Below are 22,923 nucleotides of genomic sequence, written 5' to 3'. Positions count from 1 at the left end.
TGGTGATTTCTCCAATTGATTTTCCGGTGTAGCGGTTTCCGACGTCTCGGAAAACCAAGTAGTTCTCTCAAAGTTACCTCTATTAACGACACCAAATTCAGAAGCTTTAGAAAAAAGTTTAAAAAAATAACATTGCGAGATTTAGCTAATAAAATTGAAGAAAAGTAAGAAAAAGTGCTCAAGTTTCCACAAATCGAGCCGAGAGGGCTAAATTGTATAGAAAATCAGCAAAAGGAAACAATTAAAGGTAAGTTCGCAGACGATAGACGTGAAGATTAGAAAAGAAAAAGCCCCTTTTCCTTTGAGAGAACTGGGGCTAGGTTGGTCGCCAGAGCCTATGTGGAGATCAAGAGAAATGAACACATTTCCGGCATACCGAGTGCAACTTTACATTGAAAATGATTGGCAGGTGAGAGATGAGAGAGCCGCTCATTCTATTGTAAAGCTGCTTGCCAAAAGCCTGCATTCCCATCCACGTCTGAATGTATTGAGTACAGGCTAAGTAAACTACTGCAATAGTGACATTGCAGAGTTTGGCAACTGTTTCGCTTGAGCAAGAATCGATGTACCTGCTTGTTGCAAAATTTGTGCTTTGGTCATTTGCGTGGTTTCTTTCGCAAAATCTGTATCTTTAATTCGGCTGTTCGATGCGTCAACGTTTTCTTGGATATTCGCCAAGTTGTTGATGCTGTGACTCAAACGGTTTTGCTTCGCACCTAAGTCTGCACGTTGCGAGTCTACGTATTTCAGTGCCGAATCCAGCACAGAAATCGCGTTTTGAGAACCTTGTACCGTGGTCATATCAATATCTTGTACTGACGTTCTGATAGGTTCATCACTCAGGCCAAGCTCAGATGCTAATCCACCAGAAATAGAAATCTCACCCTGAACGTTTGGATGCGCGACAAAAACTTGCAACTTGCCATCTTCACTTACAGACGCATTAATCATATCAGACTGACCATTAATGTAAGTGGCAAGCTCTTCGATGTCGTCGCCCGCTTTGGCATTAATGTTGATTTCTAGATCATCAACATTGCCGTCTTCGTCTTCACCCATACCTGGTAGCGTGATCTTCAAGTCAGATTTAGCTGGGTCAACGCTCCAGTTTTTATCTTTACCGTTCTCAGATAAGAAGGTCACACCGCCCATGCGAGTATCGTCCGCACGAATGCTGGTGAGTCCCATGATCATGGCTTCACCTGAGCTCGCACCAATCTGGAATGCCGCTTCACCGAATGAGCCGTTCAATAGACGACGACCACCAAATGAAGTGGTTTCCGCAATACGGTTTAGCTCGTCAATCAATGCCATTGACTCTTCGTTGATCGCCTGACGCTCAGCTGGAGAGTTAGTACCGTTCGATGATTGAATCGCAAGGTCACGCATTCGTTGCATGACAGAGGTTGCCTCATTCATCGCACCTTCAGCGGTTTGTGCAATCGAGATACCATCGTTCGCGTTACGCATTGCGACATCTAGGCCACGAGACTGTGCAGTTAAGCGGTTAGAGATCTGTAGACCTGCCGCATCATCTTTTGCACTGTTAATCTTATGTCCTGAAGATAAGCGCTCCATCGACGTGTTTAATTCATCAGTCGCTTTGTTTAAGTAACGCTGCGCGGTCATCGCGGAGACGTTAGTACTAACTGTTACAGCCATTTTGCTCTCCTGTTGAGTTCGCAAGCTTTTGCGAAGCGGCCAGCTTTACTCTCATTTGGATAAGCACTGACCGTAAAAGTTACTTGCTAAATCTGCCTTAAACGCAGGGTTTAGAATCTCTAAATCTGTTCTGATATTTTCAATACAATTTGTGTGCCAACTTGCGTAAATTATTTAACTACTTTTAAAAGAATCAAATAAACAATAAGTTAGCTTTATCATTAAGCTATTTCCGGTTTGTAAGACTCACCTCACCCCAAGTGTATTGAACGCTGCCCTGTTGCCGCCCGACTTGCCTCCCGCATCATTGCCGCTTTGGGTAAAATCGTGCCGCATGACATCTCAGACTCTCAGGTTACGTCGACTTATCGCGCTTAAGGCTTTGCACATAAGGCATCAAAATCAGACAATGTGTATGAGTGTCATACTAGATGTAGTTAAACAACGTTAGATCTTTGGTCTTACCGAATGCTTGTTGCGATGCCTGTAACGCTCGCGAGTTTTCACTGAACTCGATCACGGCTTTAGAGTAATCCAAGTCCTCAAAGTTGCTCTTCGCTTTTGCGAGAGACAAATTAAAGTCTTCATGATTTTGCTCTTGGATATCCAGCGTACTCAATCGAGCACCGGCATCTGTACGCGCTTTATTCAAATGGATAAAAGCAGCGTGGAATTCTTCTGTCATTTGGTGCAATTTAGCAGTCGCCGACGTATCCGAAACCGATTTGTCTGACCATGCCATTGCATCCTTGAAGGTATCGAAAATGCTGAACTCTGCCCGCTTTTCGATCTCAATGCTGTCACCAGGCGTAATTTGGCCTTTTACGTGCACTTTCAGGCCTTTGTATTCAATCCCTTTCTCTGGAGAAAACTCATCGGCATCCACTACTTTGCCGTTACGCTCTAATTGGTAACCAAATTTGCCGTTATTCATATCGACAAATGTCACGCGATACGCCGCATCATCCTTCGCGTCAACGTTAGTGGCTTTGTTTAGCAACAGCTCAGAGCCGTTTTGTAGATCGTAATTTGGCTGATAGTCGCCAAATGGGTTTGGTATCTCCATAAACAGCTTGCTGCCAGGATCGTTCATTGGCATCTCGAGCATGCTAGAGACTTTCATTTTGCGCTGATAATCGTCTCCAGCGTACTGAACACTACCGTCTTTATCGCGATAGAATGGTTGACTTTTTGGCTTAGTGCCTGCAAACACGTAGTTACCAGATTCATCTTGCGAGTTCACTAAGTTAAGGAAGTTGTTCGCAATCTCTTCTAACTCACGCTTCTTTGCTTGTCGGTCTTCAGCAGAAAAGGCACCGTTAATCATCTCCATCGTTAAGCGCTTCGACTCGTCGGCAAAATTCTCCGCATTGGCGATATTAACTTCGTGGTTTTCTAGACGATTACGCACCAACACTATCGAGCTAAGATATTGTTGTAGCTGTTCTTGTTGCTGACTAATGTTTTGGATGTAATGCGCAGCGAGGGGGTCGTCACTAGGTTTCAGTAACTTTTTCCCTGAAGCAAGCTGCTCTTGGTTGTGGTGAACCTTATTCTCTTGACGACGCAGATCATTTTGTACGGACTGATAGTTATGGAAACTAGAAATTCGGGTTAGCACTTATCTCTTCTCCTTACCTCAGTTGTAAAATGGTATTGAAGGTATCATTCGCCGCTTGCATCACGCGTGATGAAGCCATGTACGCTTGTTGAAACTTCATCATGTTGGCCGCTTCTTCATCGAGGTTAACACCAGAAATAGAAGCAACGCGCTCTTGCGCCGCTTCATGCTCTAAACGAGCGACGGAGGCTAAACGGTTTGCTGTAGAAGACTTCAGTCCAACTTCGGTATTGAGGTTATGATAAACATCGATCAAGGTACTGGATTTTCCATCCATCATCTTGTCTGTTTGGATCTTCTGCATTTTTCTCAAGTTGCCGTTACCACCTTCAGAAGGCACCAAGTTTGCGGTGAATTTATCATTCATCAGTGCGCCTTCGCTCAACTCAAACACGGTTGCATCGCCGTTTTTATACAGCGGATGGCTTTTCGGCACTGAGATTTCAATCATCGGGTTATCTTCATCTAACGGGTATGAGTATTTGTCCGATAGTAAATTACCCTTGTTATCCGTGATCTTTAACCACGGCTTATCGTGCTTCTCGTCGGCTGGTTGTACGGTAACCTCAAACTCTTTAACATCCCCCGCCTCACGAATTTTAAACTTGGCGTTACCTTGTGCAAAAGTGGTTGAGGCTTCATAACTTTGTGCGGCAATAGCTTTTGCATCATTGGTTTCCATCTTTATGATGGCTGCACCACTTCTCGTTGGGCGGAGCAATACGCGCTCACCGGCGGCAAGGCCTTCACCAATTTGCACTTTCATACCATCCAGAACAAATGACGAATCCGAACGGTCGATGTTCAACGACATTTGCTCACCTTTCGGTGTTGTCACGCTGTATTGATCGCCATCATAACGCAGCGAATATTCACCACCTTTGATCGCGGAAATGTCCTCGATGTAAACCGCAACATCAGCTTGGGAGTCAGGCGCAGCAAAAACTCGAGATTTTGCCACTAGCTCAGAGTTCACGTCGGTAAATACGTCTTTACCTATCTTACCGTTGAGATCCAGACCTTGAGATTGCAGCTGATTAATTTTGTAGGAAAAGCCCGTCGCTAAACGGCCCATTTCATCTTGCAGTTGTGGGATGTGTTTGTCGCGCATTTCAAGTAAAGCGCCGATTTTGCCATCCATATCATCAGACTTGATCGCTTTAATGCCATTCCCTTCCACCATTGCTAATCGTCTTTGATGAACATCCGGATAGCCATCGAACATTTTGAGCTGGCTTGCTTCCGTGCCAGAAACAAGAGTGTGTCCATTGCCGATATGAACATTAAACCCTTCCGCATTTTTGCGTGGGGTTACGGTAACTTTGGTGTACTCTGACAGCTCAGTAACTAGCTTTTCATGCTGATCCATCAGGTCATTATGTGGACCGGGAGTACGCATCATCAGTCGATGAATATCGCGAATTTCCAACGCAAGTTGGTTAACGCGCTCAATGCCCATATCCAATTTTTTATTGGTGACATCAGATTGCATTCGCACGGTTTCGTGGAAATCATTTAATGTATCAGAGAAGATTTTCGCCTTTTCCAATACCACTTTTCGTGCCCCTAAATCGTTCGGGGTATCTGCCATGGTTTTTACCGCATCGAACCACTCATTCAGGTTCTCGGGAATTTTCTTCGATGCCACTGAACTCAACATGCTAGAGAGCATATCAAGATTGTCTTGGGTATCCGTTTTGTTGGCATTGTTGGTCGACGACAGGTTCAGTTCATTCACGGCAAACTGATCCCACGAGCGGCGAACATTTTCCACATGCACACCCATGCCGTAGGTAGAACCACCAAACATGCGCGGATCATTCGTACCTTGGATAACAGACTGACGGCTATAACCCTCTGTATTAACATTAGAAATGTTATGACCAGTGGTGTTTAATTGTCTCTGAGCAGTAAGCACACTTTGAGTACCTACATTCAGAAGATCTGACGCCATACATGCCCCCGAAAACGAAATATAAATCGGCAAAACCGATCACCTAGACACATTAAAAGCAAAAGATGTGCCAAGTGATAGAAAGGCGTAGATGTCCAGATAAAGTGAAGGCTTGCACTATGGCAAGCCTTCGAGAACGTCATAAATTGTCGCAGAAACATTACATACTTTCGATTTTATCCTTCACCTGCAGGACTTTATCTGCGTAATTCGGATCGGTCGCGTAACCCGCACTGTGGATACCGCGAATAAACGACTCTGAATTCCCGCGTTGCTGTAATGCTGTCTCGTAACGTGGGTTGTCATTCAAAAATCGTACAAAGTCATTAAAGCTGTCTTCGTAACTTGAGTAGGAGCGAAACGCTGCCGTCTCTTTCACTGGCGTGTTATCGTGGAACTCTAAAGTTTGAGTCGTCACTTTGTCACCCTGCCAGCTTCGATCTGCTTTGATATTAAATAAGTTGTTGCTGCTGCCACGCGCGTTCTTCACGACCTTTTGTCCCCACCCCGTTTCCAAAGCGACTTGAGCAAGTAGCAGAGATGGCTCGACACCTAAGGCTTTCGCAGCTTTCTCCGCGTATGGCTTCATCGAGTTAACAAAGGATTCTGGTGAATCGAATCGAGTGGGTTCATTGCTTGGTCGAGATAGCTGACCAGACTCAATCAAGCGCTGTTCAATCTCGCGCGCTTTTTTCGGGTCAACACGACGATATTCCGCAGCATTGTTTGCCGCATCACGCATAGCCGTTTCTTTTTTGTCGTTCCCTTGCCCAGCCGTTAATTGCTTAACAATCATATCGGCCAGTCCCATTGAACCAGACGAACTCAATTCACTCGCCATCTGTTCATCCAACATTTGTCGATAGAACTTCTCGTTTTGGCTGTTCATCATGTTGGACTCAAAGCCCTCATTGGCTTCTCGCATGGATTTCAACATCATGGAGGTGAAAATAGATTCGAACTGACGAGCAGCCGCATGCAATGCTTCTTGCTCGCCATCTTTTCCCTCTTTCACTGCTTTTTGACGCAGAGTGTCCAGAGAACTGATGTCATGGATAAAACCAATGTCGTTAGGATTGTTCATTATACCTACCTCCTAACCATTAAATGATGATCAACTGGCCTTCAATGGCACCAGCTTGCTTCAATGCTTGTAAAATTGCCATCAAGTCCGAAGGCGCAGCCCCGACTTGGTTCACGGCACGGACCAAATCATCCAACGTTAAGCCTGGTTCGAACTTAAACATTTTGCCTTGCTCTTCGCTGACTTCGATATCCGAGTCTGGTACGACTACGGTTTGCCCACCAGAAAAGCCGTTAGGTTGGCTAACATTCAGGTTTTCTTTGATCGCAACCGTCATGCCGCCGTGCGTTACTGCTGCTGGTTTAAGACGCACATGCTTACCAACTACGATGGTGCCCGTGCGAGAGTTAACGATGATTTTGGCTGCACCATCTGCTGGGTCGAACTCTAGGTTTTCGATTGCCGATAAGAACGCAACACGCTGGCTGACGTCACGAGGAGCACGCACGCGCACTGATGTCGCGTCAACAGCGCTCGCCATTTGTGGGCCAAGGAAGTTGTTTACAGCATCCGCCATACGTTGAGCCGTTGTGAAGTCTGACTCAAGCAAGTTGAACGTGATGTAATCACCACGACCAAATGGGTTTGGAATTTCGCGCTCTACTGTCGCACCACTAGAGATAAGACCAACGGTTGGATTGTTACCTACGATTTTAGAACCGTCAGCGCCTTCAGCACTGAAGCCGCTCACCACTAAGTTACCTTGAGCAACCGCGTAAACTTGACCGTCGAGACCTTTGAGGAACGTTTGCAGCAAGGTGCCACCACGCAAACTTTTAGCACTTCCGATGGAAGAGACAGTCACGTCCACTTGCTGACCCGGTTTAGAGAAAGGCGGCAATTCTGCCGTAACCATGACTGCGGCAACGTTTTTAATTTTTGGCTTTGTGCCCGGCGGCATCTGAATGCCGAAGTTTTGCAGCATGGCGGCGAAACTTTGCTCTGTAAACGGGTTCGCTTCACCCGTACCAGGTAAGCCTGAAACCAAACCATAACCCACGAGTTGGTTGCTTCGTACACCTGCCACTTGCGCGACGTCTTTGATACGTGCGGCTTGGGCTACGGTAGAAAACAGAGCAACGCTCATCAGTACTAAAAGGAGTTTTTTCATGCTTACTTATCTCTTGCAGTCAAATTGCCGTCAGCACGGCGTGTTATAGCGCTACATTAAAGAATCGTGCCAAGAAGCCTGGCTCTTGCATATCTTGTTGCAAACCAGTGCCAGAGTACTGAATTCTTGCGTTAGAAACGCGATTTGATGCAATGGTGTTGTCGAAATTAATATCATCCGGACGAATAGTGCCACTTAAACGTATGTACTCATCACCCGTATTTAGCGTCATCCACTTCTCACCGCGGATCACGAGGTTGCCGTTTGCCAGTACTTCGATCACCTCAACAGTGATGTAACCACTGATGCTGTTGCTCTGCTTTGCAGAAGAGTCACCTGCAAATGAGTTGGAGTTGTTTAAGTCATAAGAGAAATTATATTTTCCGCCAATTTTCAGCTCTTCTCCGCCCACTTGAAGCGGGTCCATTTGCGCTTCATTGGTTTTCGATAAATCGGCATTTGCGCTTTTCGTCGCACTGGTTGTCTCATCAAGTGTTACGGTAATAATGTCGCCAATACCACGTGGTTTAGAATCGTCGTAGAGATCGGTAATGTGCTCGGCGCTAAACAACGAACCTGTTGCAGCAGCGTAATGCTCAGGTTTGTTTTTCGGATGAATTGGAGCCCAAGCAGGGTCGCCAGCAACCGGATCGCTCCTACCACGTAAAGTATCTACAATACCGCTGCTCTCTTCTTTCGATTTATCACCTTCTACTGCGTCGACCACAGTGGTTGCTTGTGTCACTTCATCCGTTTCAATCGGTTCCAACATGGCACAGCCCGACATCGTAGCAATCAAAGCGAGTAGGCAAATACGTTTCATCGTGAGCTCCTCAAATCTTGCTCTTAATCGTTACAATTGCTGGTTAACGAAGCTCATCATCTTATCGACTGACGAGATCACTTTTGAGTTCATTTCGTAAACGCGCTGGGCTTCGATCATATTGACCAACTCTTCTGTTACATTCACGTTGGACGCTTCCAGCATGGATTGACGAATTTCCCCCAAACCGTCCAAACCAGGAACACCCTCTTGTGGATCGCCACTGGCCCCCGTTGGTAAGTAAAGGTTCTGACCAATTGGCTCTAGGCCACCCGGGTTAACAAAATCTGTAATGGTTAACTGACCAACGACTTGGTTGTCTTGCTGCCCTCGGACGCGAACCGACACTTCACCATCCGTACCGACAGTAATAGAAATCGCATCTTCTGGAATCACAATTTCAGGCTCTACAGGGTAGCCAGAACCCGACGTGACTAACGTGCCTTCACCATTTAGCGTGAACTGACCGTTACGGGTATAACCGATGTTGCCGTCCGGCAATGTCACTTGAAAAAAGCCGTCGCCTTCCACCATCATGTCCAGTGCGTTGGTCGTTGTCTGTGCATTGCCGTGCGTGTGCACTTTTTGCGTCGCAACCACTTTAGAACCCGCACCTAGCATCAAGCCACTTGGCAGTTCCGTGTTCTGAGATGACTGGCCGCCAGGCTGGTTGATGTTCTGATAGAACAGATCTTCGAATACTGCACGGCTCTTTTTGTAGCCGACAGTAGAGGCGTTCGCCAAGTTGTTCGAAATCGTGGCAATGTTGGTTTGTTGGGCGTCTAGACCTGTTTTACTTACCCATAGTGCTGGATGCATAGTGAACCTCTAACTCTGTTAACTCATACGAAGCAGTGAATCTGAAGATTTATCCATTTCTTCAGCTGTGCTCATCATCTTGACTTGCATTTCAAACTGACGTTGTAAGTCAATCAATGCGGTCATTTCACCTACGGCATTCACGTTACTGCCTTCTATCGCTCCCGTCTGGAGGCTAACAGTCGCGTCTGCTTCGTAAGGTTGGTTTGGAGTTTTATGGCGAAATAAGCCATTGGTGTCTTTAAACAAGCTTTGATCATTAGGCTTAACAAGCTTAATGCGATCAACCGCTTGGAATTCTTCTGCCGGGGCACCTTGAGGAAGTACAGAGATGGTGCCATCCCGACCGATTTCAATTTTGGAGAGAGGAATAGGCAAAGTAATCGGCGCGTCGTTTTCACCCAGCACCAAATGACCACTTGCGTTGGTAAGCATGCCATTTTGATCGACTTTTAGGTTGCCGTTACGGGTCAACCCTTCTTTCCCTGTGTGATCGAGTACCGATATCCAACCGCTGCCTTCAATCGTCACATCCAGATCACGCCCTGTTGTAATCACGCTACCTTGAGCAAAGTTATGCCCTGGACGCTCTGTCATGCTGAACACACGTGAAGGATGGCCTTCACCATAAGCCTGCATTGAGCGAGCCTGTGCTAAATCAGCCCGAAATCCGGTCGTGCTTACGTTAGCCAAGTTATTAGCGCGCAATTGTAGTGCCTGCATATTTTGCTTGGCGCCACTCATTGCGAGAAACAGTGCGCGATCCATAAATTACTCCAAAAAATCTCTCTGTACACGGAGTAAAAGCAATAGTTATGCCAAAACAAAAATAGGCTTATCAATCAATACTTTGAATTAACAATCAACAATTAAAAGAGGTCAATAGGGGCAGAAAACTGTAACGAGAGGCAAGGTTTTGATCCATACGGCGGCAACAGCGGCAAATCGTAGATCAAAGCATGCTTAGCCTGAGTGAGGTGTATTCAGGCTAAGCATCAGATGAATGTCATGATGAAAGTGAACAAAGCGGTAATTACTAAGAAGCAATCACACGCCATTGCTTACTCAAGCAGAGTATCGAATGACCCAGCTAGTGCTCTAGCGGATCTGTAAGATATTCTGTTGTAGTTGGTTGTGTACTTCGAGCGAACGTGAGTTTGCTTGGAAGTTACGCTGAGCAGAGATCAGGTCCACCAACTCCTGCGTCATATCAATGTTTGACTGTTCCAGCATACCGTTATTGATGGTGCCGAAAGAGCCTTTATTTGATTCACCCCAGATCTTGTCACCAGAGAACTGCGTTGAATCCCATTGAGTGCCGCCTTTCTTATCCAGACCTTGCTCGTTTGGAACACGTACGAGAGCAACACGACCCAATGTAACGTTTTCACCGTTTGAGTAAGTTCCCAATACGCTGCCGTTTTCATCGAAGTCAACTTTGGTTAGGAAGCCCGTCGTTGCACCGTCTTCGTCAAACTTAGTCAGTTCGAACGGAGCCGCAAACTGTGTTGCTGAGCCTAAGCCGAAGTTAAGCGTCTGCGCAGGATCGGCACCATTCATATCGACTGGTGTCGTGTTCGTCGCCGGATCGCCCAGAGCCACAGAAGTGATTGGCTGACCATTGTTCAAGCTCGCCAACGTACCATCGTTGTTGAACTTCATGGTATGCCCCACATGACCTGTTGGCGTTTGCGCATCACCAGCCGCAACATTTAAAGGCTTTTCACCTTCTTTATCTGTCACGGTGTAGTAAGTGTTCCATGTATTTGGCTGAGTCTGATCTTTCAAGTAATACGTCGTTAGCTTGTAAGACTGACCCATCGAGTCATAAATTGTCGAAGAGGTTGAACGGTTGTATGTATCTGGGTCTGAAAAATCAAACTGCGTTGGATCTTTCAAATCGCCGTTCGCTGGCAAGTTCACACCCACTTCAATGTTTGCTGTTTGTTTTGGCTTACCAAATTCAGCAGGAATATTGATGGGTTGTGGCTCGTATGAAGAAACCTCACCAGAGCTTGGGTCCACTTGGTAACCTAATAAGAACTCGTCGTTCGCGGTCACCATGTAGTTTTCTTTATTTAAGTGAAATGCACCATTACGTGTCAGTTCATTCTGTTGTGGAGTTAGACGCTCTTTCGCTACAGCGAAAAAACCTGTCCCCGAAACACGCAAATCCATTGGGTTGTTGGTGTAAATGCTAGAGCCTTCATGGAACTGCTGTGCCACTTGGCTTGCTTGTGCACCACCACCCGGTGTGGTTTTTGCGTTAGTAAATAAAGAGTTAGAGTAGACATCAGCAAACTCAGCACGGGACTCTTTAAAGCCGTAAGTGTTGGCGTTCGCAATGTTGTTACTGGTGGTGTTCAAATCCAGTTGGGCGGCGGACAAACCGCTTAAAGATACATATGACATTCCAAAATCTCCTAATCTAGCGAGCTATGACTACGCTTTGCCGACTTCCAATACTTCTGCAAGTCGAACTGGCGATTCAAAACCAGCCAGATTGAGTAATACGTTTCCGTCACCTTTGCCAAGCAATACGCTGTTTACGTTGGCATACGTCGATACTGGGAACTCTTGCGACTCCCCCTCAACTAAGCCAGACGCTTTCACTTTGTATTTGCCAGCTGGCAGTGGATTTCCGCTTTCATCTTTACCGTCCCAAAGCACACGCGTGTCGCCGGCTGGTTTCGCCCCTACCTCAAAGGTACGAACCAGTTGGCCAGCTTCATCCTCTACACGAACAAACAGATTATCGATAGATTGTGAAAGCTTAACCATTGCCGCCATTGGTGCGTCGTCCTGCTTCACACCTGCTGCTCCTGGGACCAATACGTCACGCCCTACCAAAGAGGAAGCTTGTAACGCTTGATTTGATGTCATTGACGAATTCAAACTCTCAAACTGAGTGTTCATCTTGCCAATGCCATCAACGGTCGCAAATGAAGCCATTTGCGCAATCATCTGGTCATTACTTACCGGCTTAAAAGGGTCTTGCTGAGACAGTTGCTTCGTGAGCAATGATAAGAAGTCTTCCTGTTTTAGGTCCTGCTTACCCGTGCTCTCTTCCGCTTTCTTGTTACTCTCTTGTAGACTTTTAAGCTGGTCGATATAGGACAAGCCGCTTTGACCAACGTTGTTAATTCCGGCCATACGCTACCCCCTTATCCTTATTGACCCATCTGCAGCGTACGCAGCAGCATTTGTTTACTAGAATCAGCGACCTGTACATTAGTTTGGTATGCACGAGAAGCTGAAATCATGTTTGCCATTTCTTCCATTACATTGACGTTAGGCTTGTAAATGTAGCCTTCTTCGTTTGCAAGGGGATGGTCTGGGTTGTACTCCGCACTCAGCGGTTTATCACTTTCTACAATACCCATCACTTTCACTGGCACCGTATCACCGCCACGCATGGCGTTACTTAACTCTGCACCAAACACTGCATGACGCGCTTTGTAAGTGTCTTTCGCAGAGCTGCTGACACTGTCGGCGTTCGCCAAGTTGCTTGAGGTAGTATTCAGACGAACGGATTCAGCGCTCATTGCAGAACCTGTCACATTGAAAACGTTAAATAAGCTCATCTAAATTATTCCCCTTTGATTGCTTTGGTTAAGTTCTTGAATTTGCTGCCTAGAAAGTCGAGTGATGCTTGGTGTCTGATTTGGTTTTGCATAAACAAGTTACGCTCTAAATCCAAGTCTACCGTGTTGCCATCTCCCGTATCTGGTTGCGTAGGAAGACGATATAACTTGTCCCCAACCAACGTTGTAGTGGCAGGAATATGCCGACCATCTGTGCGACTAAGACCAATGCTTGCCCCAGATGTTGCCGCTTGCAATTCCTTCGCAAAGTCTAAACCTCTTGCTTTGTAACCAGGCGTGTTTGCTTGTGCGATGTTGGTGGAAATCACCTCTGCATTGCGCTCACGTACGCCCACCGTGTGCTGGTGGATGCCTAGTGCATTGTCAAAAGATATAGCCATGTTTGCCTCTACAATTAAGAACTGACCGTGATTGATAACCAAAAAGCAATTAGCATGCCAAAACCTAAAGCATTACACCAACCTAGTGGTTACCGTGAATTGAAATAGCAATAAGTGAGCCAAAGTAACTGGAATGTCATGTCGTATCACTTTGCTCACTTAATAAAGATACACCGTGTTGAGGGCACAAGGCAAAAACGCGCTTCAACTAATTGAGTGATACATGAAGCGCTCGGCGCAGAAAGGTAACAAACAAAAAAGCCTGACACGAAGTCAGGCTTTTCTATCAATGAAGAGATACCGCTATTTAAGCTTGTAAATGATGCCCGGATTACAGCGCACCATTTCAAATTTATCAGTCAGACCAGTTAGCGACTCTGATGCCCCTAACAGCAAGTAACCACCAGGGTTTAAACTGCTCGCCATTTGGTTAAGCACTTTAGATTTCATTTCTGGAGAAAAGTAAATCAATACGTTACGACAGAAAATGATGTCGAACTTACCCATCAGTGCGTAACTGTCCATCAGGTTTTGTGGACGAAAGTTCACCAAACGCTTGACGTTATCTTTGACTTTCATGCGACCACCGTCCGCATTTTCAAAGAAGGTGCGACGACGTTCTGGTGAAAGCCCGCGACCCAAAGCCAAGTTGTCGTACACCCCTGCACGACACATCTCGAGCATACTTGCCGAAATATCTGTGGCTGTAATGGACACGTTTGGTAACAAGCCCGGCTTGCGCTGTTGCGTTTCCAGGATCGTCATTGCAATAGAATACGGTTCTTGGCCCGATGAACTGGCAGCAGACCAGATCTTAATTGGGCGCTTGCTTGCCGCTACTTCTGGCAATAATTTGTCAGCTAAAACCGTGAACGGATAAGTATCTCGAAACCACAAGGTTTCGTTAGTCGTCATCGCATCCACAGCGGCGACTCGTAATTCTCGATTACGCCCTGTAACAACATCACGTAGCAAATCTGATAACGATGCGAGCTTAAACTTCGTCACTAAAGGACTCAGTCGGCTACGCACGAGGTATTGCTTGCTATCACCTAACACGATGCCACATTGCGATTCTAGAAAACGGCTAAAGTCACGATACTCTTGATCACTGATTGTAATAGCAGTCATTAATGTCTCTTTTATTGTGTTAATGCAGATTTAACCGCGTTACCCAACTCATCTGGGTTAAATTTCGCAATGAAGGTGTTGGCACCTACACGCTCAACCATAGCTTGGTTGAATACACCACTTAATGAAGAATGGAGGATAACATAAAGGTCTTTCAAATCGGCATGTCTGCGAATTTCAGCCGTTAAGGTATAGCCGTCCATTTCTGGCATTTCAATATCGGAAATAACCAACGAAATTTGATCGTAGATATTGCCTTCTTGAGCCATTTCAATCAACTTATTGTACGCTTCTTTGCCATCTTTGACAGATACGACCTCAAAACCGATGGATGTAATCGCACGCTCTACCTGTTTACGCGCGACCGTCGAGTCATCAGCAATCAGTATGCGGCGTACAATAGGCTTTTCTTGTTCTGCTTGTGCGATTTCTTCGCCAATAGCGGAATCCATCGTTTCATCAACTGGCGCAATTTCTGCCAGGATTTTTTCAACGTCAAGGATTTCAACCAGCTCATTGTCAATGTTTGTCACGGCAGTCAAGTAGTGCGCTTTACCTGCGCCGTCTGGCGGTGGCAAAATCGCTTCCCAATGCATATTGATAATACGCTCAACCGATGATACCAAAAATGCTTGGATCGTACGGTTAAATTCTGCAATAACAACAAAACATTTATCTAAATCAGTGGTTGGGCGGCCACCAATTGCCAGGCTCAAATCAATAACGGACACGGTATGGCCGCGGATATGAGCGATACCTTTAACCAGAGGGTGTAGATTTGGCATTGAAGTCAGCTTAGGGCACTGTAGTACTTCTTTCACTTTGAATACGTTAATGCCGTAGCGCTGTCGGCCCATCAGTCGAAAGGTCAATAATTCCAATCGGTTCTGACCGACGAGTTGCGTACGCTGATTCACCGAGTCAAGAATCCCCGTCATATGCTCATCTCCATCTCAAACTTTTTGTTTTTAAATGATACTCTACCACTGGCAAGCACGATACCAGGGAGACAGTATGGCGTATTTCACTTTCACTTCGACACCATTGACTATGACAATATGTAGAGCGCTAATTACAAAGTACGCTAAGTCTATCGGCATTTTGCTCAGTATGTTTAGCTTTTTTGTTCATTCAGCTTCAGATAATCAGATCGAGCAAATAAAAACAGCAGCAGAACAACATATTCTTGCTACGGTTGATCAGCCTGATGGTGGCGAGCTATCTGTTAATGCGGCAGAGATCGACTCGAGAATAAAAGCAACGGATTGCCCTGTTCCGTTAGATACATCTGCCTCTTCCACCAGCAGCACGAGAAGTAACATCAATGTGTTAGTGGAATGCCAACCGGATGACTGGAAAGTCTATGTCCCTGTGAGGATCTCGGTATCAGTACCAATGATCGTCGCTACACGAACACTAGGGAGAGGAGAAATCGTCAGCGCATCGGATGTTACCACTTCCATGATCGAGCTACAGCGCTTTCGTAAAGATGGATTTTCTAGCTACGATCAAGTGGTTGGGGCAAAGCTAAAGCGTAATGTTCGCTTAGGCGATGTCGTAGAGAGAAATGATGTTTGTGTGGTATGCCGAAATGAAAAGGTCATTATCAAAGCGGTGAATTCTGGCATGACGATCACAACGCAAGGCACAGCATTGCAGGATGGTTCAGCTGGCGATCAAGTAAGAGTGAAAAATGATAAGTCGCAACGTATAATAGAAGGCATAGTGACTGACATTGCGGAAATCACTGTTAATTTTTAATACCCACTGGTAGCGTGTTTAAACTGATCAATAAAAATGCAAAAAATGACTAAAGTTATTTTTGCGCTGGTCGATAGTCTGGATACCAGTATTACGATACAAGGCAAAGGTTAAACATGGCAGGTATAGATAATATACGTTCAGGGCAAATGATGACGACAACAAGTCGCGCACCTGCACGTAACGATTCCAATGCTACCAGCACGACAGAATCAAAAAAGGCGCCAGCGCAACAAGACGCAGTATCACTCAGCCAGCAAAGTAAAGCCGTCAGTAAACTCCAGAAGGATATGGCAGCTTCTCCGGCATATGACAGCGCCAAAGTTGCAGCAATCAAAGAAGCTATCACAAACGGTTCATACAAAGTCGATCCTGAAAAATTGGCTGACAACATGATTAAGTTTGAAAACGAATTGCAAGGCAAAAGCTAACTGACTTAGGCCGAAGGTAAGTATTTTATGGCAGCATTAGTCGATCTCGTTAATTTCCAGCTAGAAAATGCTAAGGCACTTTCCGCTGTTTTACGCCAAGAAACACAAGCAATAACGGCGCGTGTCTCTACCGAGATTGAGAACATTGCCAAACAGAAGATGACGCTCATTGATCAGCTCAGAACAACTGATCAGCGAATCGCCTCTCACCCGCACGTCAATCAACTTACTGAAGATGAGCACCTAAGTCAGGTTGTTGCTCAAATCCAATCGATCGTCCTCGACTGTCAACAAGTTAACCAAGTAAATGGCGAATCGCTTAGTCGCGCACAGCTGAGCTTCAATAAACTCAACAACATGCTCCAGCGAACTCATGGCAAAGTTGGCATGACCTACAATGCGGGCGGAAAAACCCACACCATCTCGACGCTTGGCACCAATATAAAAGCTTAAACGTCACTCCTACCCTCAATTCCCGCGCTCACGTAGATATAAAAAAGCGACTCATTGTTACCAATCAGCCGCTCAAAAAGATTATCTGTCTAGTGAAATGGTTTAAAACAAAGTTTGCTGACGCTTCTCAGGCACTTGCTGAACTTCTCCATAATCACGTAGCTTATCCATCTTACGGATATCCAGACGCAGCTCAGTCACATAACTGTCTTCAACAAGATAACTACGCACAACTTCTGCACCACGAATTACACCATCGACGGCACCAGTGGTGCTTTCAATACCCAAACGCTGGTCTTGCAGCTCTGCACGTCCACTAACACGCATGCCATAAACTTGCTCTGCTAGCTCACGATAAGCATCAATTTTTGATGCGCGCATTGCACGTACACGCTTTTCTTCTACTGTGCGGCCTGTTTGCTCACTGACGCTGGCGTAGCCCACCGCCACTAAGATTTCATCTTGACGCATCTGTTGTAATGGCTGACACCCAACCAATATCAGTGTGGCAACAATAAATAATAACTTCTTCATGCTTCTATCCTATGGACGGAGAATCACAGTGTACGGCTGACGAATGGTAGGGTCAGAACGAATCAACACACCATCTTGTGTGCGGATGCTATTTAACGTATCTAAGTCACGCCCAATACGGTCAGCCGGAAGGAAACCTTGCGCTGTCGCTACAACTACACGGCTTTGCATGCCAACCACGCGTGCATTGACAAGCACTCCCCCCTCTTGGCGCAGCATCGTTCCGGTCAATACATACTGAATTTGCTGCTCTTGAGCTAAATCTTGCCAATCACGACTTAAAGCAAAATCGCCCTGTTGCGTCACTTGAATAGAGCCCGTAGTTTTGAAATCAACCACTTTAAACCCTCGGCGCTGAAACTGATGGATAAAACCTTCAGAGACCGAGTTACCTAACCAGTTTGTTGCATCCATATTTTGTAGATCAACAAACGAGGTAATCGCAATCGGTGTCCGCGCTGATACTGCCACATTAGAAACCATCAGGTCTTCTGTCATGCTCTCAATGAAAAAGTCCATCGTATGACGCGGACTATCCATCAGCATGAACTGGCTTCCCGAGTAAGGTTCTTTACCATTGTAAATCGGTGAGTACGCGCACGATGTCAGAAGCGTCATCATCGATGCAGCGACAAGCCACTTTTTCATGGTTTGATTCTCCAGATAATCTTAGGTGATACCGTTCTTTATTAATTCCTTTCCAAGAAAGTGAATATTGGAACAGTCTTTGCTTTTCTTTGTTTGCCTAACGAAGAAAAACCCACCAAACTTCACTGAATTTGTTAAAGCAATATTTATACCCGAACGGTTGTAACCAATGAAAAAAATATTAAACAGTCTGTTTTCAATCACTTTAGTGATGCTTCTGCCTTTTAAGGTAATGGCATCTTGGTATGAAGTCACAGGCGTTGCCACCATCGTTTCTTCAGAAGAGACGGCAAGGCTCCATGCGTTGGAAGACGCGCTGTTCAAAGCCGTCAATTTTTCGGGCGCAGATATTGGCAGTATTAGCAACTTGATGCCGCTGTTAGAAGAAAGTCGCAACGAATACCAGTTTACCAATCATGAAGTCCGTTACATTTTGGTGGAGTCTGAACGCAAACGTCGCGGTAAAGTCGAGGTAAAAATCCGCGTTGATATTTATCCATCGGCAACGGGTTGCCACACCGATCAATACAAAAAGACAATGCTGGTCGGCAATATTGAGGTCGCATCACCACAACAAGCAGTGATGGGACAAATTTATCAAGTTGGTGACGATTTTAGCCACGTAGTGAACCGTCAACTTGATCAAACCTCACGCAGCTTTGTGTCTGTTGGTACAACGGACTACTCAATAAGCAGCAACTATCCTGCTCGCACTCAAATGATCGCGCAAGACAATGGCGCACAATACATCATTGGAGGGGTCATTACCGATCTCACTGCAACGGTCGAATCTCAACTATTGCAAGATGACATCATCAATCGTCAGTTTGCGTTAGAAATGAAAGTATTTGATGGTAAAACTGGCCATGAAATCTTCAACAAAGCCTACCGTGAGGTCGCGCGTTGGCCATTTGCTAAGACGAGTCAAGTGGACACTCGTAGTGCACGTTTTTGGGCATCGACCTATGGCGAGATGATGCTTCGCGTTAGTCGCAATATTATGTTGGATCTGGAGTCGGAGCTATCTTGCAAAATTACACTGCCAGAGGTTGTGGCAGTCTTCGGTAATACCGTAACGATGGATCTCGGCCGTATGCACGGCGTAAAAGAGGGAGACAAATTGCAGCTTTGGCACACCGCGTCGTTTATCGACCAAAATGGATTGCCAAGAAACAAAGTCTCGCAAAGCGAAATTACATTAACGGTATCACGCATATACGAACACGAAGCGGAACTGACGATTGATCAGCCAAATTTAGCATCTAGCGTTCAAATTGGCGACGTAATGAACAAGATCCTATAAAAGCAAACATTAAGTCTTGAGATATGCTCACTTTTGAATATCATAGGCAGCGCATCTTATTTGATTATACCAATGACCGTAGCGAATCGTTCAACGTGATGCTGATACAGATCTGGTAGATTGCTAGATTTGAACTCAGTAAAACAGTGCAATGAACTGCAACTATTGGTATTACGCCCCCATGGCACAGCTGGATAGCGCAGTCCCCTCCTAAGGGACAGGTCGTAGGTTCGAATCCTACTGGGGGCGCCATATCATAGCCTTAGCTCCCACTTGAGCTAAGGCTTTTTTGTATCTTCAATTTCAAGCCTCGCACTGCTCCCCCTAGTACATCGTGTTAGGTAATCTTCCCAGTAATCAATATGATCGGATCGGGTGTTTCGGTTACGGGATAAAGCCTTCTACTGATCTGACTTCTTCCCCTTGAAATCATTTCAACAAGCCCTATTTACAGTTTTGTATTTTATTACTTTAATTATCTATGAGTTTTGCTTACCCTTTTAGCTATTAATAAAATTATTAGTTAGCACTATGTCTAAGAGCAATTTAATAACTAACACTGGACACCGCTTTATTTCTAAAGGCAAGACAGCCTTTAAGATACATATCCATACCCCCGAGGATACGGTACTACACCGCTCGGTAGGATTTGTTCGTATTGGAGAAAAGAAAGGCTTACAAAAAGCCATTAAGCTGAGAAACGAGTTAGGCCGGCAAATGTGGGGCAAATTCTGGCGACGTCTTTTGAAAGACCCTTACCTAATGACTAGGCTTCCACATAGCGTTGAGCCTAAAATCGTTCACAAGCCTAACCCTACTCTTGAAAACCCTGACAACCGAGATACGTGTTACATCGCCAAGTGGCGAGAGTTCAATGATGACGGTGAGTATAAATATAAAACGGTGGTTCGCTCTATTAGTAAGTACGGCAAACTTGCCGCCTACATGCAAACCAAAAAAGCGTTGTTAGAAGCACATAAAGATAACTTGGAGATCCTGACATTCATGGGGCGTTTAAACAGCATTGATCTTAAGTAATACCTAGCCACTTTGAACATTTCAGTCAGTTTTTAAAGAGAAATAAAAAGCCCCAAAGAGCGAACTCTTTGGGGCTTTCAGCTTCAGTCTTCTATACTACGGTCGAATAGGAGCTTATTGCTGAACTTGGTATTCAAATTCTGGAACAACGACTTCTACGCGACGGTTTTGTTGACGACCTTCACGAGTGTCGTTTGAAGCGATTGGGTTATTTTCACCTTCGCCACGAGCTTGGATACGTGATGAATCAATACCTTTTTCAACGAGTGCGTTAGCAACAGACTCAGCACGTTTTTCAGAAACCTTTAGGTTGTAAGCTGCTGGACCAGACGTATCTGTGTAACCTACAACTTCAACGTTCGCTTGTGGGTGCTCGTTTAGGAAAGCAACTAGGTTATCAAGTTTTGCAGCGCTCTCTGGTTTTAGAGTTGTGCTGTTTAGATCGAAGCTACCTGTGCCAATTGTTTGAGTTTCGAATGTTTTCGTAACTACAACTGGCTCTTCTACCACTTCTTCTACAACCACTTCTTCAACAACAACTGGCTCTTCTACGATTACTGGCTCATCGTTGCCGCCGAATTTGAAAGAAACACCTAGTGTTGCAGTGTTACCTGTCGCACGAGTTACATCGTTGCTGATGTCAGTCAGTGTTTGGTATTCCGCACGAGCTGTTACGTTTTGGCTTAGGTTGAATTCAAGACCAGCTGCGCCTAGGTAAGAGTAATCATCTTTGCCATCAAACATTACGTAAGCGCCACCCACTTTACCGTAAAGTGCGATGTCTTCAGTGATTGGTAGGCTAAATTTAGGAGCAAGAGTGATTGCTTCTACGTGGCCACCGAAAGAAGTTTGGTTAAAATCACCGATGTTGTCGAAACCCGCTTCTACTGCGAAGTATTTATTCATTTCGTAACCAACAAAAGCGCCAAGAGTAGAATCGTCTTTGTCACAAGCCTGGCCCGCTACACACGCGTCTTCCATCCATGACTTACCCATCTTACCACCAACGTATACTTCTGCTTGTGCTGCTGAAGCCATAAGTAGAGACGCTGAAATTACCGCTGCTAATTTTTTCATTATTGATTCCTCTAAAGAAGTTCTTTTGTTAGATGCCGAAATGCGCCGTCTGACTGACGTTGTATTTCAATTCTTTTTATTCATTCCTTGAGTGAGATACTTAGTCAGCTTCTTTTTATGCACATGCATTTTTTTTATGGAAGCAACTTACGTACATTTCCTGTTCAGAGATACATATCGCCATCTCGGTATCGCTGACGGGATGAACTATAACGCTAAGAAATCGCGAGAAAAATCCCAATTCTGTCAATTTATTGTCATCAAAAATCTCGACAACATGTGATCTTAAGCAAAAAAATCCCCACGCAACCACGACGCAAACGTTTGCTTTAATTTTTGGAACAACATAGCTAAAGCAAAGATTTTTCTTAAAAATGAGACAAATAAAATGGAACTTTAAGGAACATGGATAAAAATCAATCAGATATTTGATATGTAATCGCTCATTTTTTATTCATGCCAACGATATTTGGATTAAAAAATCTTATCCATATTGAGGTAAATTACAGGTGAAACCATCTCTTCATTCACCAATATGAGAGAAAGTTTCTCGTTATCTAAATTGAAGATACAAAAAAGCCGCGGTTGCTCACCGCGGCTTTGTGACTATTTATTCAAAAGAACGTTCAGTTCAAAGCAATTATGCGTTTGCTTCACGCTCAGCAATGAACTCAAGCGCCATCTTAATGCGAGCAATACAACGCTCTTTTCCAACCAGCTCCATTACTGCATCGACAGAAGGAGACTGACCGCCGCCTGTTACAGCAACACGTAATGGCATACCGATTTTGCCCATGCCGATTTCCAACTCTTCACATACTGCTGCGATAACGCCATCTTTGATGTTCGCTGTCGTCCACTCAGTTAGTGCTTCCACTTTCGCTAATGCAAGTTCTAGAGGCTCTTTAGCCACGCCACGCAGGTGTTTCTTCGCTGCGCCCGCTTCAAACTCAGAGAAATCTTCATAGAAGTAACGGATTTGCTCAGCTAGCTCAACTAGTGTGTTGCAACGCTCACCCACCAGCTTGATCACGTCAGTAATAGCAGGACCATTCGTTACGTCTAGTTTTTGTTGATGTAGATGCCATTGTAGATGCTCAGCAACGTACGCAGGATCTGAGTTCTTGATGTAGTGGTTGTTCAACCATTGCAGTTTGTCAGTGTTAAAAGCAGACGCTGACTTAGATACTGCGTTTAGGCTAAATAGATTGATCATCTCTTCTTGAGAAAAGATTTCTTGGTCACCATGAGACCAACCAAGGCGCACTAGGTAGTTGTTTAGTGCCGCAGGCAGGTAGCCCATATCGCGGTATTGCATGACTGATACAGCGCCGTGACGTTTAGACAGTTTCGCGCCGTCATCACCCAGGATCATTGCACAGTGTGCAAATGTAGGTACTGGCGCACCTAGTGCTTCGTAGATGTTGATTTGACGAGGCGTGTTGTTGATGTGGTCTTCGCCACGAACAACGTGCGTGATACCCATGT

Annotated in this window: 23 protein-coding genes and 1 tRNA gene; 6 read left to right on the top strand and 18 right to left on the bottom strand. The window is 45.2% G+C overall.

From position 1 onward, the window contains the following. Window positions 1-507 precede the first annotated feature (507 nt). The 14 genes from R7H07_RS22805 to R7H07_RS22740 all read right to left on the bottom strand — a co-directional run bounded on the left by R7H07_RS22805 (window position 508) and on the right by R7H07_RS22740 (window position 15,128). Window positions 508-1,662, bottom strand: a complete 1,155-nt coding sequence (locus R7H07_RS22805; RefSeq protein ID WP_005382038.1) for a flagellin — start codon at window positions 1,660-1,662, stop codon at window positions 508-510. Between the two features lie 427 nt (window positions 1,663-2,089). Further along, window positions 2,090-3,283, bottom strand: a complete 1,194-nt coding sequence (gene flgL / locus R7H07_RS22800; RefSeq protein ID WP_005382037.1) for a flagellar hook-associated protein FlgL — start codon at window positions 3,281-3,283, stop codon at window positions 2,090-2,092. A gap of 13 nt (window positions 3,284-3,296) precedes the next feature. Next, window positions 3,297-5,237 (bottom strand): flagellar hook-associated protein FlgK, encoded by a 1,941-nt coding sequence (flgK, locus tag R7H07_RS22795; RefSeq protein ID WP_206960082.1) that lies wholly within the window; start codon window positions 5,235-5,237, stop codon window positions 3,297-3,299. A gap of 160 nt (window positions 5,238-5,397) precedes the next feature. Then, complete coding sequence (gene flgJ, locus R7H07_RS22790; RefSeq protein ID WP_206960087.1) at window positions 5,398-6,324, bottom strand: flagellar assembly peptidoglycan hydrolase FlgJ; 927 nt, start codon at window positions 6,322-6,324, stop codon at window positions 5,398-5,400. A gap of 16 nt (window positions 6,325-6,340) precedes the next feature. Then, on the bottom strand, window positions 6,341-7,432 hold the full coding sequence (locus R7H07_RS22785) for a flagellar basal body P-ring protein FlgI (RefSeq protein ID WP_005393118.1): 1,092 nt from the start codon (window positions 7,430-7,432) through the stop codon (window positions 6,341-6,343). Between the two features lie 43 nt (window positions 7,433-7,475). After that, window positions 7,476-8,255 (bottom strand): flagellar basal body L-ring protein FlgH, encoded by a 780-nt coding sequence (gene flgH / locus R7H07_RS22780; protein WP_017634834.1) that lies wholly within the window; start codon window positions 8,253-8,255, stop codon window positions 7,476-7,478. A 30-nt stretch (window positions 8,256-8,285) separates the two neighbouring features. After that, entirely contained in the window at window positions 8,286-9,074 is a 789-nt protein-coding gene (gene flgG, locus R7H07_RS22775; protein ID WP_005382032.1) for a flagellar basal-body rod protein FlgG, read from the bottom strand. Window positions 9,075-9,092: 18 nt separating this feature from the next. Next, a complete protein-coding gene (gene flgF, locus R7H07_RS22770; RefSeq protein WP_005382031.1) occupies window positions 9,093-9,842 on the bottom strand; it encodes a flagellar basal-body rod protein FlgF in 750 nt (249 codons plus the stop codon). A gap of 330 nt (window positions 9,843-10,172) precedes the next feature. Further along, complete coding sequence (flgE, locus tag R7H07_RS22765; RefSeq protein ID WP_005382030.1) at window positions 10,173-11,486, bottom strand: flagellar hook protein FlgE; 1,314 nt, start codon at window positions 11,484-11,486, stop codon at window positions 10,173-10,175. Window positions 11,487-11,516: 30 nt separating this feature from the next. After that, window positions 11,517-12,227 (bottom strand): flagellar hook assembly protein FlgD, encoded by a 711-nt coding sequence (flgD, locus tag R7H07_RS22760; protein WP_005382029.1) that lies wholly within the window; start codon window positions 12,225-12,227, stop codon window positions 11,517-11,519. Window positions 12,228-12,244: 17 nt separating this feature from the next. Continuing rightward, on the bottom strand, window positions 12,245-12,658 hold the full coding sequence (flgC, locus tag R7H07_RS22755; protein ID WP_005393132.1) for a flagellar basal body rod protein FlgC: 414 nt from the start codon (window positions 12,656-12,658) through the stop codon (window positions 12,245-12,247). A gap of 5 nt (window positions 12,659-12,663) precedes the next feature. Continuing rightward, on the bottom strand, window positions 12,664-13,059 hold the full coding sequence (gene flgB, locus R7H07_RS22750) for a flagellar basal body rod protein FlgB (RefSeq protein ID WP_005382026.1): 396 nt from the start codon (window positions 13,057-13,059) through the stop codon (window positions 12,664-12,666). A 303-nt stretch (window positions 13,060-13,362) separates the two neighbouring features. Continuing rightward, entirely contained in the window at window positions 13,363-14,190 is an 828-nt protein-coding gene (locus R7H07_RS22745; RefSeq protein ID WP_005382024.1) for a CheR family methyltransferase, read from the bottom strand. Between the two features lie 11 nt (window positions 14,191-14,201). Next, window positions 14,202-15,128, bottom strand: a complete 927-nt coding sequence (locus R7H07_RS22740; protein WP_005382022.1) for a chemotaxis protein CheV — start codon at window positions 15,126-15,128, stop codon at window positions 14,202-14,204. 76 nt (window positions 15,129-15,204) lie between these two features. Between R7H07_RS22740 and flgA the strand changes: the two genes are divergently transcribed. The 3 genes from flgA (at window position 15,205) to R7H07_RS22725 (ending at window position 16,835) form a co-directional block, all read left to right on the top strand. Next, window positions 15,205-15,951, top strand: coding sequence for a flagellar basal body P-ring formation chaperone FlgA (gene flgA, locus R7H07_RS22735; RefSeq protein WP_005382020.1), 747 nt, complete (start codon window positions 15,205-15,207; stop codon window positions 15,949-15,951). A 116-nt stretch (window positions 15,952-16,067) separates the two neighbouring features. Next, window positions 16,068-16,382 carry a flagellar biosynthesis anti-sigma factor FlgM gene (gene flgM / locus R7H07_RS22730; protein ID WP_005382018.1) on the top strand — a complete coding sequence of 105 codons (315 nt, stop codon included), beginning with the start codon at window positions 16,068-16,070 and terminating at the stop codon, window positions 16,380-16,382. 27 nt (window positions 16,383-16,409) lie between these two features. Further along, a complete protein-coding gene (locus R7H07_RS22725; protein ID WP_005382015.1) occupies window positions 16,410-16,835 on the top strand; it encodes a flagella synthesis protein FlgN in 426 nt (141 codons plus the stop codon). Window positions 16,836-16,937: 102 nt separating this feature from the next. Here the strand turns inward: R7H07_RS22725 and flgP are convergent, their stop codons facing one another. Together flgP and R7H07_RS22715 are read right to left on the bottom strand one after the other, a co-directional pair. Beyond that, on the bottom strand, window positions 16,938-17,369 hold the full coding sequence (gene flgP / locus R7H07_RS22720; RefSeq protein WP_005382014.1) for a flagellar assembly lipoprotein FlgP: 432 nt from the start codon (window positions 17,367-17,369) through the stop codon (window positions 16,938-16,940). A gap of 9 nt (window positions 17,370-17,378) precedes the next feature. Then, on the bottom strand, window positions 17,379-18,017 hold the full coding sequence (locus R7H07_RS22715) for a FlgO family outer membrane protein (RefSeq protein ID WP_005382013.1): 639 nt from the start codon (window positions 18,015-18,017) through the stop codon (window positions 17,379-17,381). Between the two features lie 169 nt (window positions 18,018-18,186). Between R7H07_RS22715 and R7H07_RS22710 the strand changes: the two genes are divergently transcribed. From R7H07_RS22710 to R7H07_RS22700, 3 genes are all read left to right on the top strand, one after another. Continuing rightward, window positions 18,187-19,320: a flagellar assembly protein FlgT gene (locus R7H07_RS22710; protein WP_025768949.1), complete on the top strand. Its 1,134-nt coding sequence runs from the start codon at window positions 18,187-18,189 to the stop codon at window positions 19,318-19,320. A gap of 175 nt (window positions 19,321-19,495) precedes the next feature. After that, window positions 19,496-19,572, top strand: a tRNA-Arg gene (locus R7H07_RS22705). Between the two features lie 279 nt (window positions 19,573-19,851). Next, window positions 19,852-20,358, top strand: a complete 507-nt coding sequence (locus R7H07_RS22700; protein ID WP_005382011.1) for a hypothetical protein — start codon at window positions 19,852-19,854, stop codon at window positions 20,356-20,358. Window positions 20,359-20,472: 114 nt separating this feature from the next. Here R7H07_RS22700 and R7H07_RS22695 read toward each other — a convergent pair whose 3' ends face one another. Both R7H07_RS22695 and gltX read right to left on the bottom strand, forming a co-directional pair. Further along, entirely contained in the window at window positions 20,473-21,435 is a 963-nt protein-coding gene (locus tag R7H07_RS22695; protein ID WP_005382010.1) for an OmpA family protein, read from the bottom strand. A 640-nt stretch (window positions 21,436-22,075) separates the two neighbouring features. After that, window positions 22,076-22,923: glutamate--tRNA ligase (gene gltX / locus R7H07_RS22690; RefSeq protein WP_318128788.1), on the bottom strand; the 848-nt coding region annotated here is incomplete at its 5' end.

It is taken from the genome of Vibrio sp. Vb1127, from assembly GCF_033338735.1.
Lineage (GTDB): Bacteria > Pseudomonadota > Gammaproteobacteria > Enterobacterales > Vibrionaceae > Vibrio > Vibrio alginolyticus.
Note: the sequence above shows the minus strand (reverse complement) of the source record. Positions and strands in the feature narration are given on the sequence as shown.

Bases quoted from the DNA above. Each gene is read 5' to 3' on its own strand.
- R7H07_RS22805 (WP_005382038.1), bottom strand. From the start codon at position 1,662: ATGGCTGTAACAGTTAGTACTAACGTCTCCGCGATGACCGCGCAGCGT.
- flgK (WP_206960082.1), bottom strand. From the start codon at position 5,237: ATGGCGTCAGATCTTCTGAATGTAGGTACTCAAAGTGTGCTTACTGCT.
- R7H07_RS22785 (WP_005393118.1), bottom strand. From the start codon at position 7,432: ATGAAAAAACTCCTTTTAGTACTGATGAGCGTTGCTCTGTTTTCTACC.
- flgH (WP_017634834.1), bottom strand. From the start codon at position 8,255: ATGAAACGTATTTGCCTACTCGCTTTGATTGCTACGATGTCGGGCTGT.
- flgG (WP_005382032.1), bottom strand. From the start codon at position 9,074: ATGCATCCAGCACTATGGGTAAGTAAAACAGGTCTAGACGCCCAACAA.
- flgF (WP_005382031.1), bottom strand. From the start codon at position 9,842: ATGGATCGCGCACTGTTTCTCGCAATGAGTGGCGCCAAGCAAAATATG.
- flgE (WP_005382030.1), bottom strand. From the start codon at position 11,486: ATGTCATATGTATCTTTAAGCGGTTTGTCCGCCGCCCAACTGGATTTG.
- flgD (WP_005382029.1), bottom strand. From the start codon at position 12,227: ATGGCCGGAATTAACAACGTTGGTCAAAGCGGCTTGTCCTATATCGAC.
- flgC (WP_005393132.1), bottom strand. From the start codon at position 12,658: ATGAGCTTATTTAACGTTTTCAATGTGACAGGTTCTGCAATGAGCGCT.
- flgB (WP_005382026.1), bottom strand. From the start codon at position 13,059: ATGGCTATATCTTTTGACAATGCACTAGGCATCCACCAGCACACGGTG.
- R7H07_RS22745 (WP_005382024.1), bottom strand. From the start codon at position 14,190: ATGACTGCTATTACAATCAGTGATCAAGAGTATCGTGACTTTAGCCGT.
- R7H07_RS22740 (WP_005382022.1), bottom strand. From the start codon at position 15,128: ATGACGGGGATTCTTGACTCGGTGAATCAGCGTACGCAACTCGTCGGT.
- flgA (WP_005382020.1), top strand. From the start codon at position 15,205: ATGGCGTATTTCACTTTCACTTCGACACCATTGACTATGACAATATGT.
- flgM (WP_005382018.1), top strand. From the start codon at position 16,068: ATGGCAGGTATAGATAATATACGTTCAGGGCAAATGATGACGACAACA.
- R7H07_RS22725 (WP_005382015.1), top strand. From the start codon at position 16,410: ATGGCAGCATTAGTCGATCTCGTTAATTTCCAGCTAGAAAATGCTAAG.
- flgP (WP_005382014.1), bottom strand. From the start codon at position 17,369: ATGAAGAAGTTATTATTTATTGTTGCCACACTGATATTGGTTGGGTGT.
- R7H07_RS22715 (WP_005382013.1), bottom strand. From the start codon at position 18,017: ATGAAAAAGTGGCTTGTCGCTGCATCGATGATGACGCTTCTGACATCG.
- R7H07_RS22710 (WP_025768949.1), top strand. From the start codon at position 18,187: ATGAAAAAAATATTAAACAGTCTGTTTTCAATCACTTTAGTGATGCTT.
- R7H07_RS22700 (WP_005382011.1), top strand. From the start codon at position 19,852: ATGTCTAAGAGCAATTTAATAACTAACACTGGACACCGCTTTATTTCT.
- R7H07_RS22695 (WP_005382010.1), bottom strand. From the start codon at position 21,435: ATGAAAAAATTAGCAGCGGTAATTTCAGCGTCTCTACTTATGGCTTCA.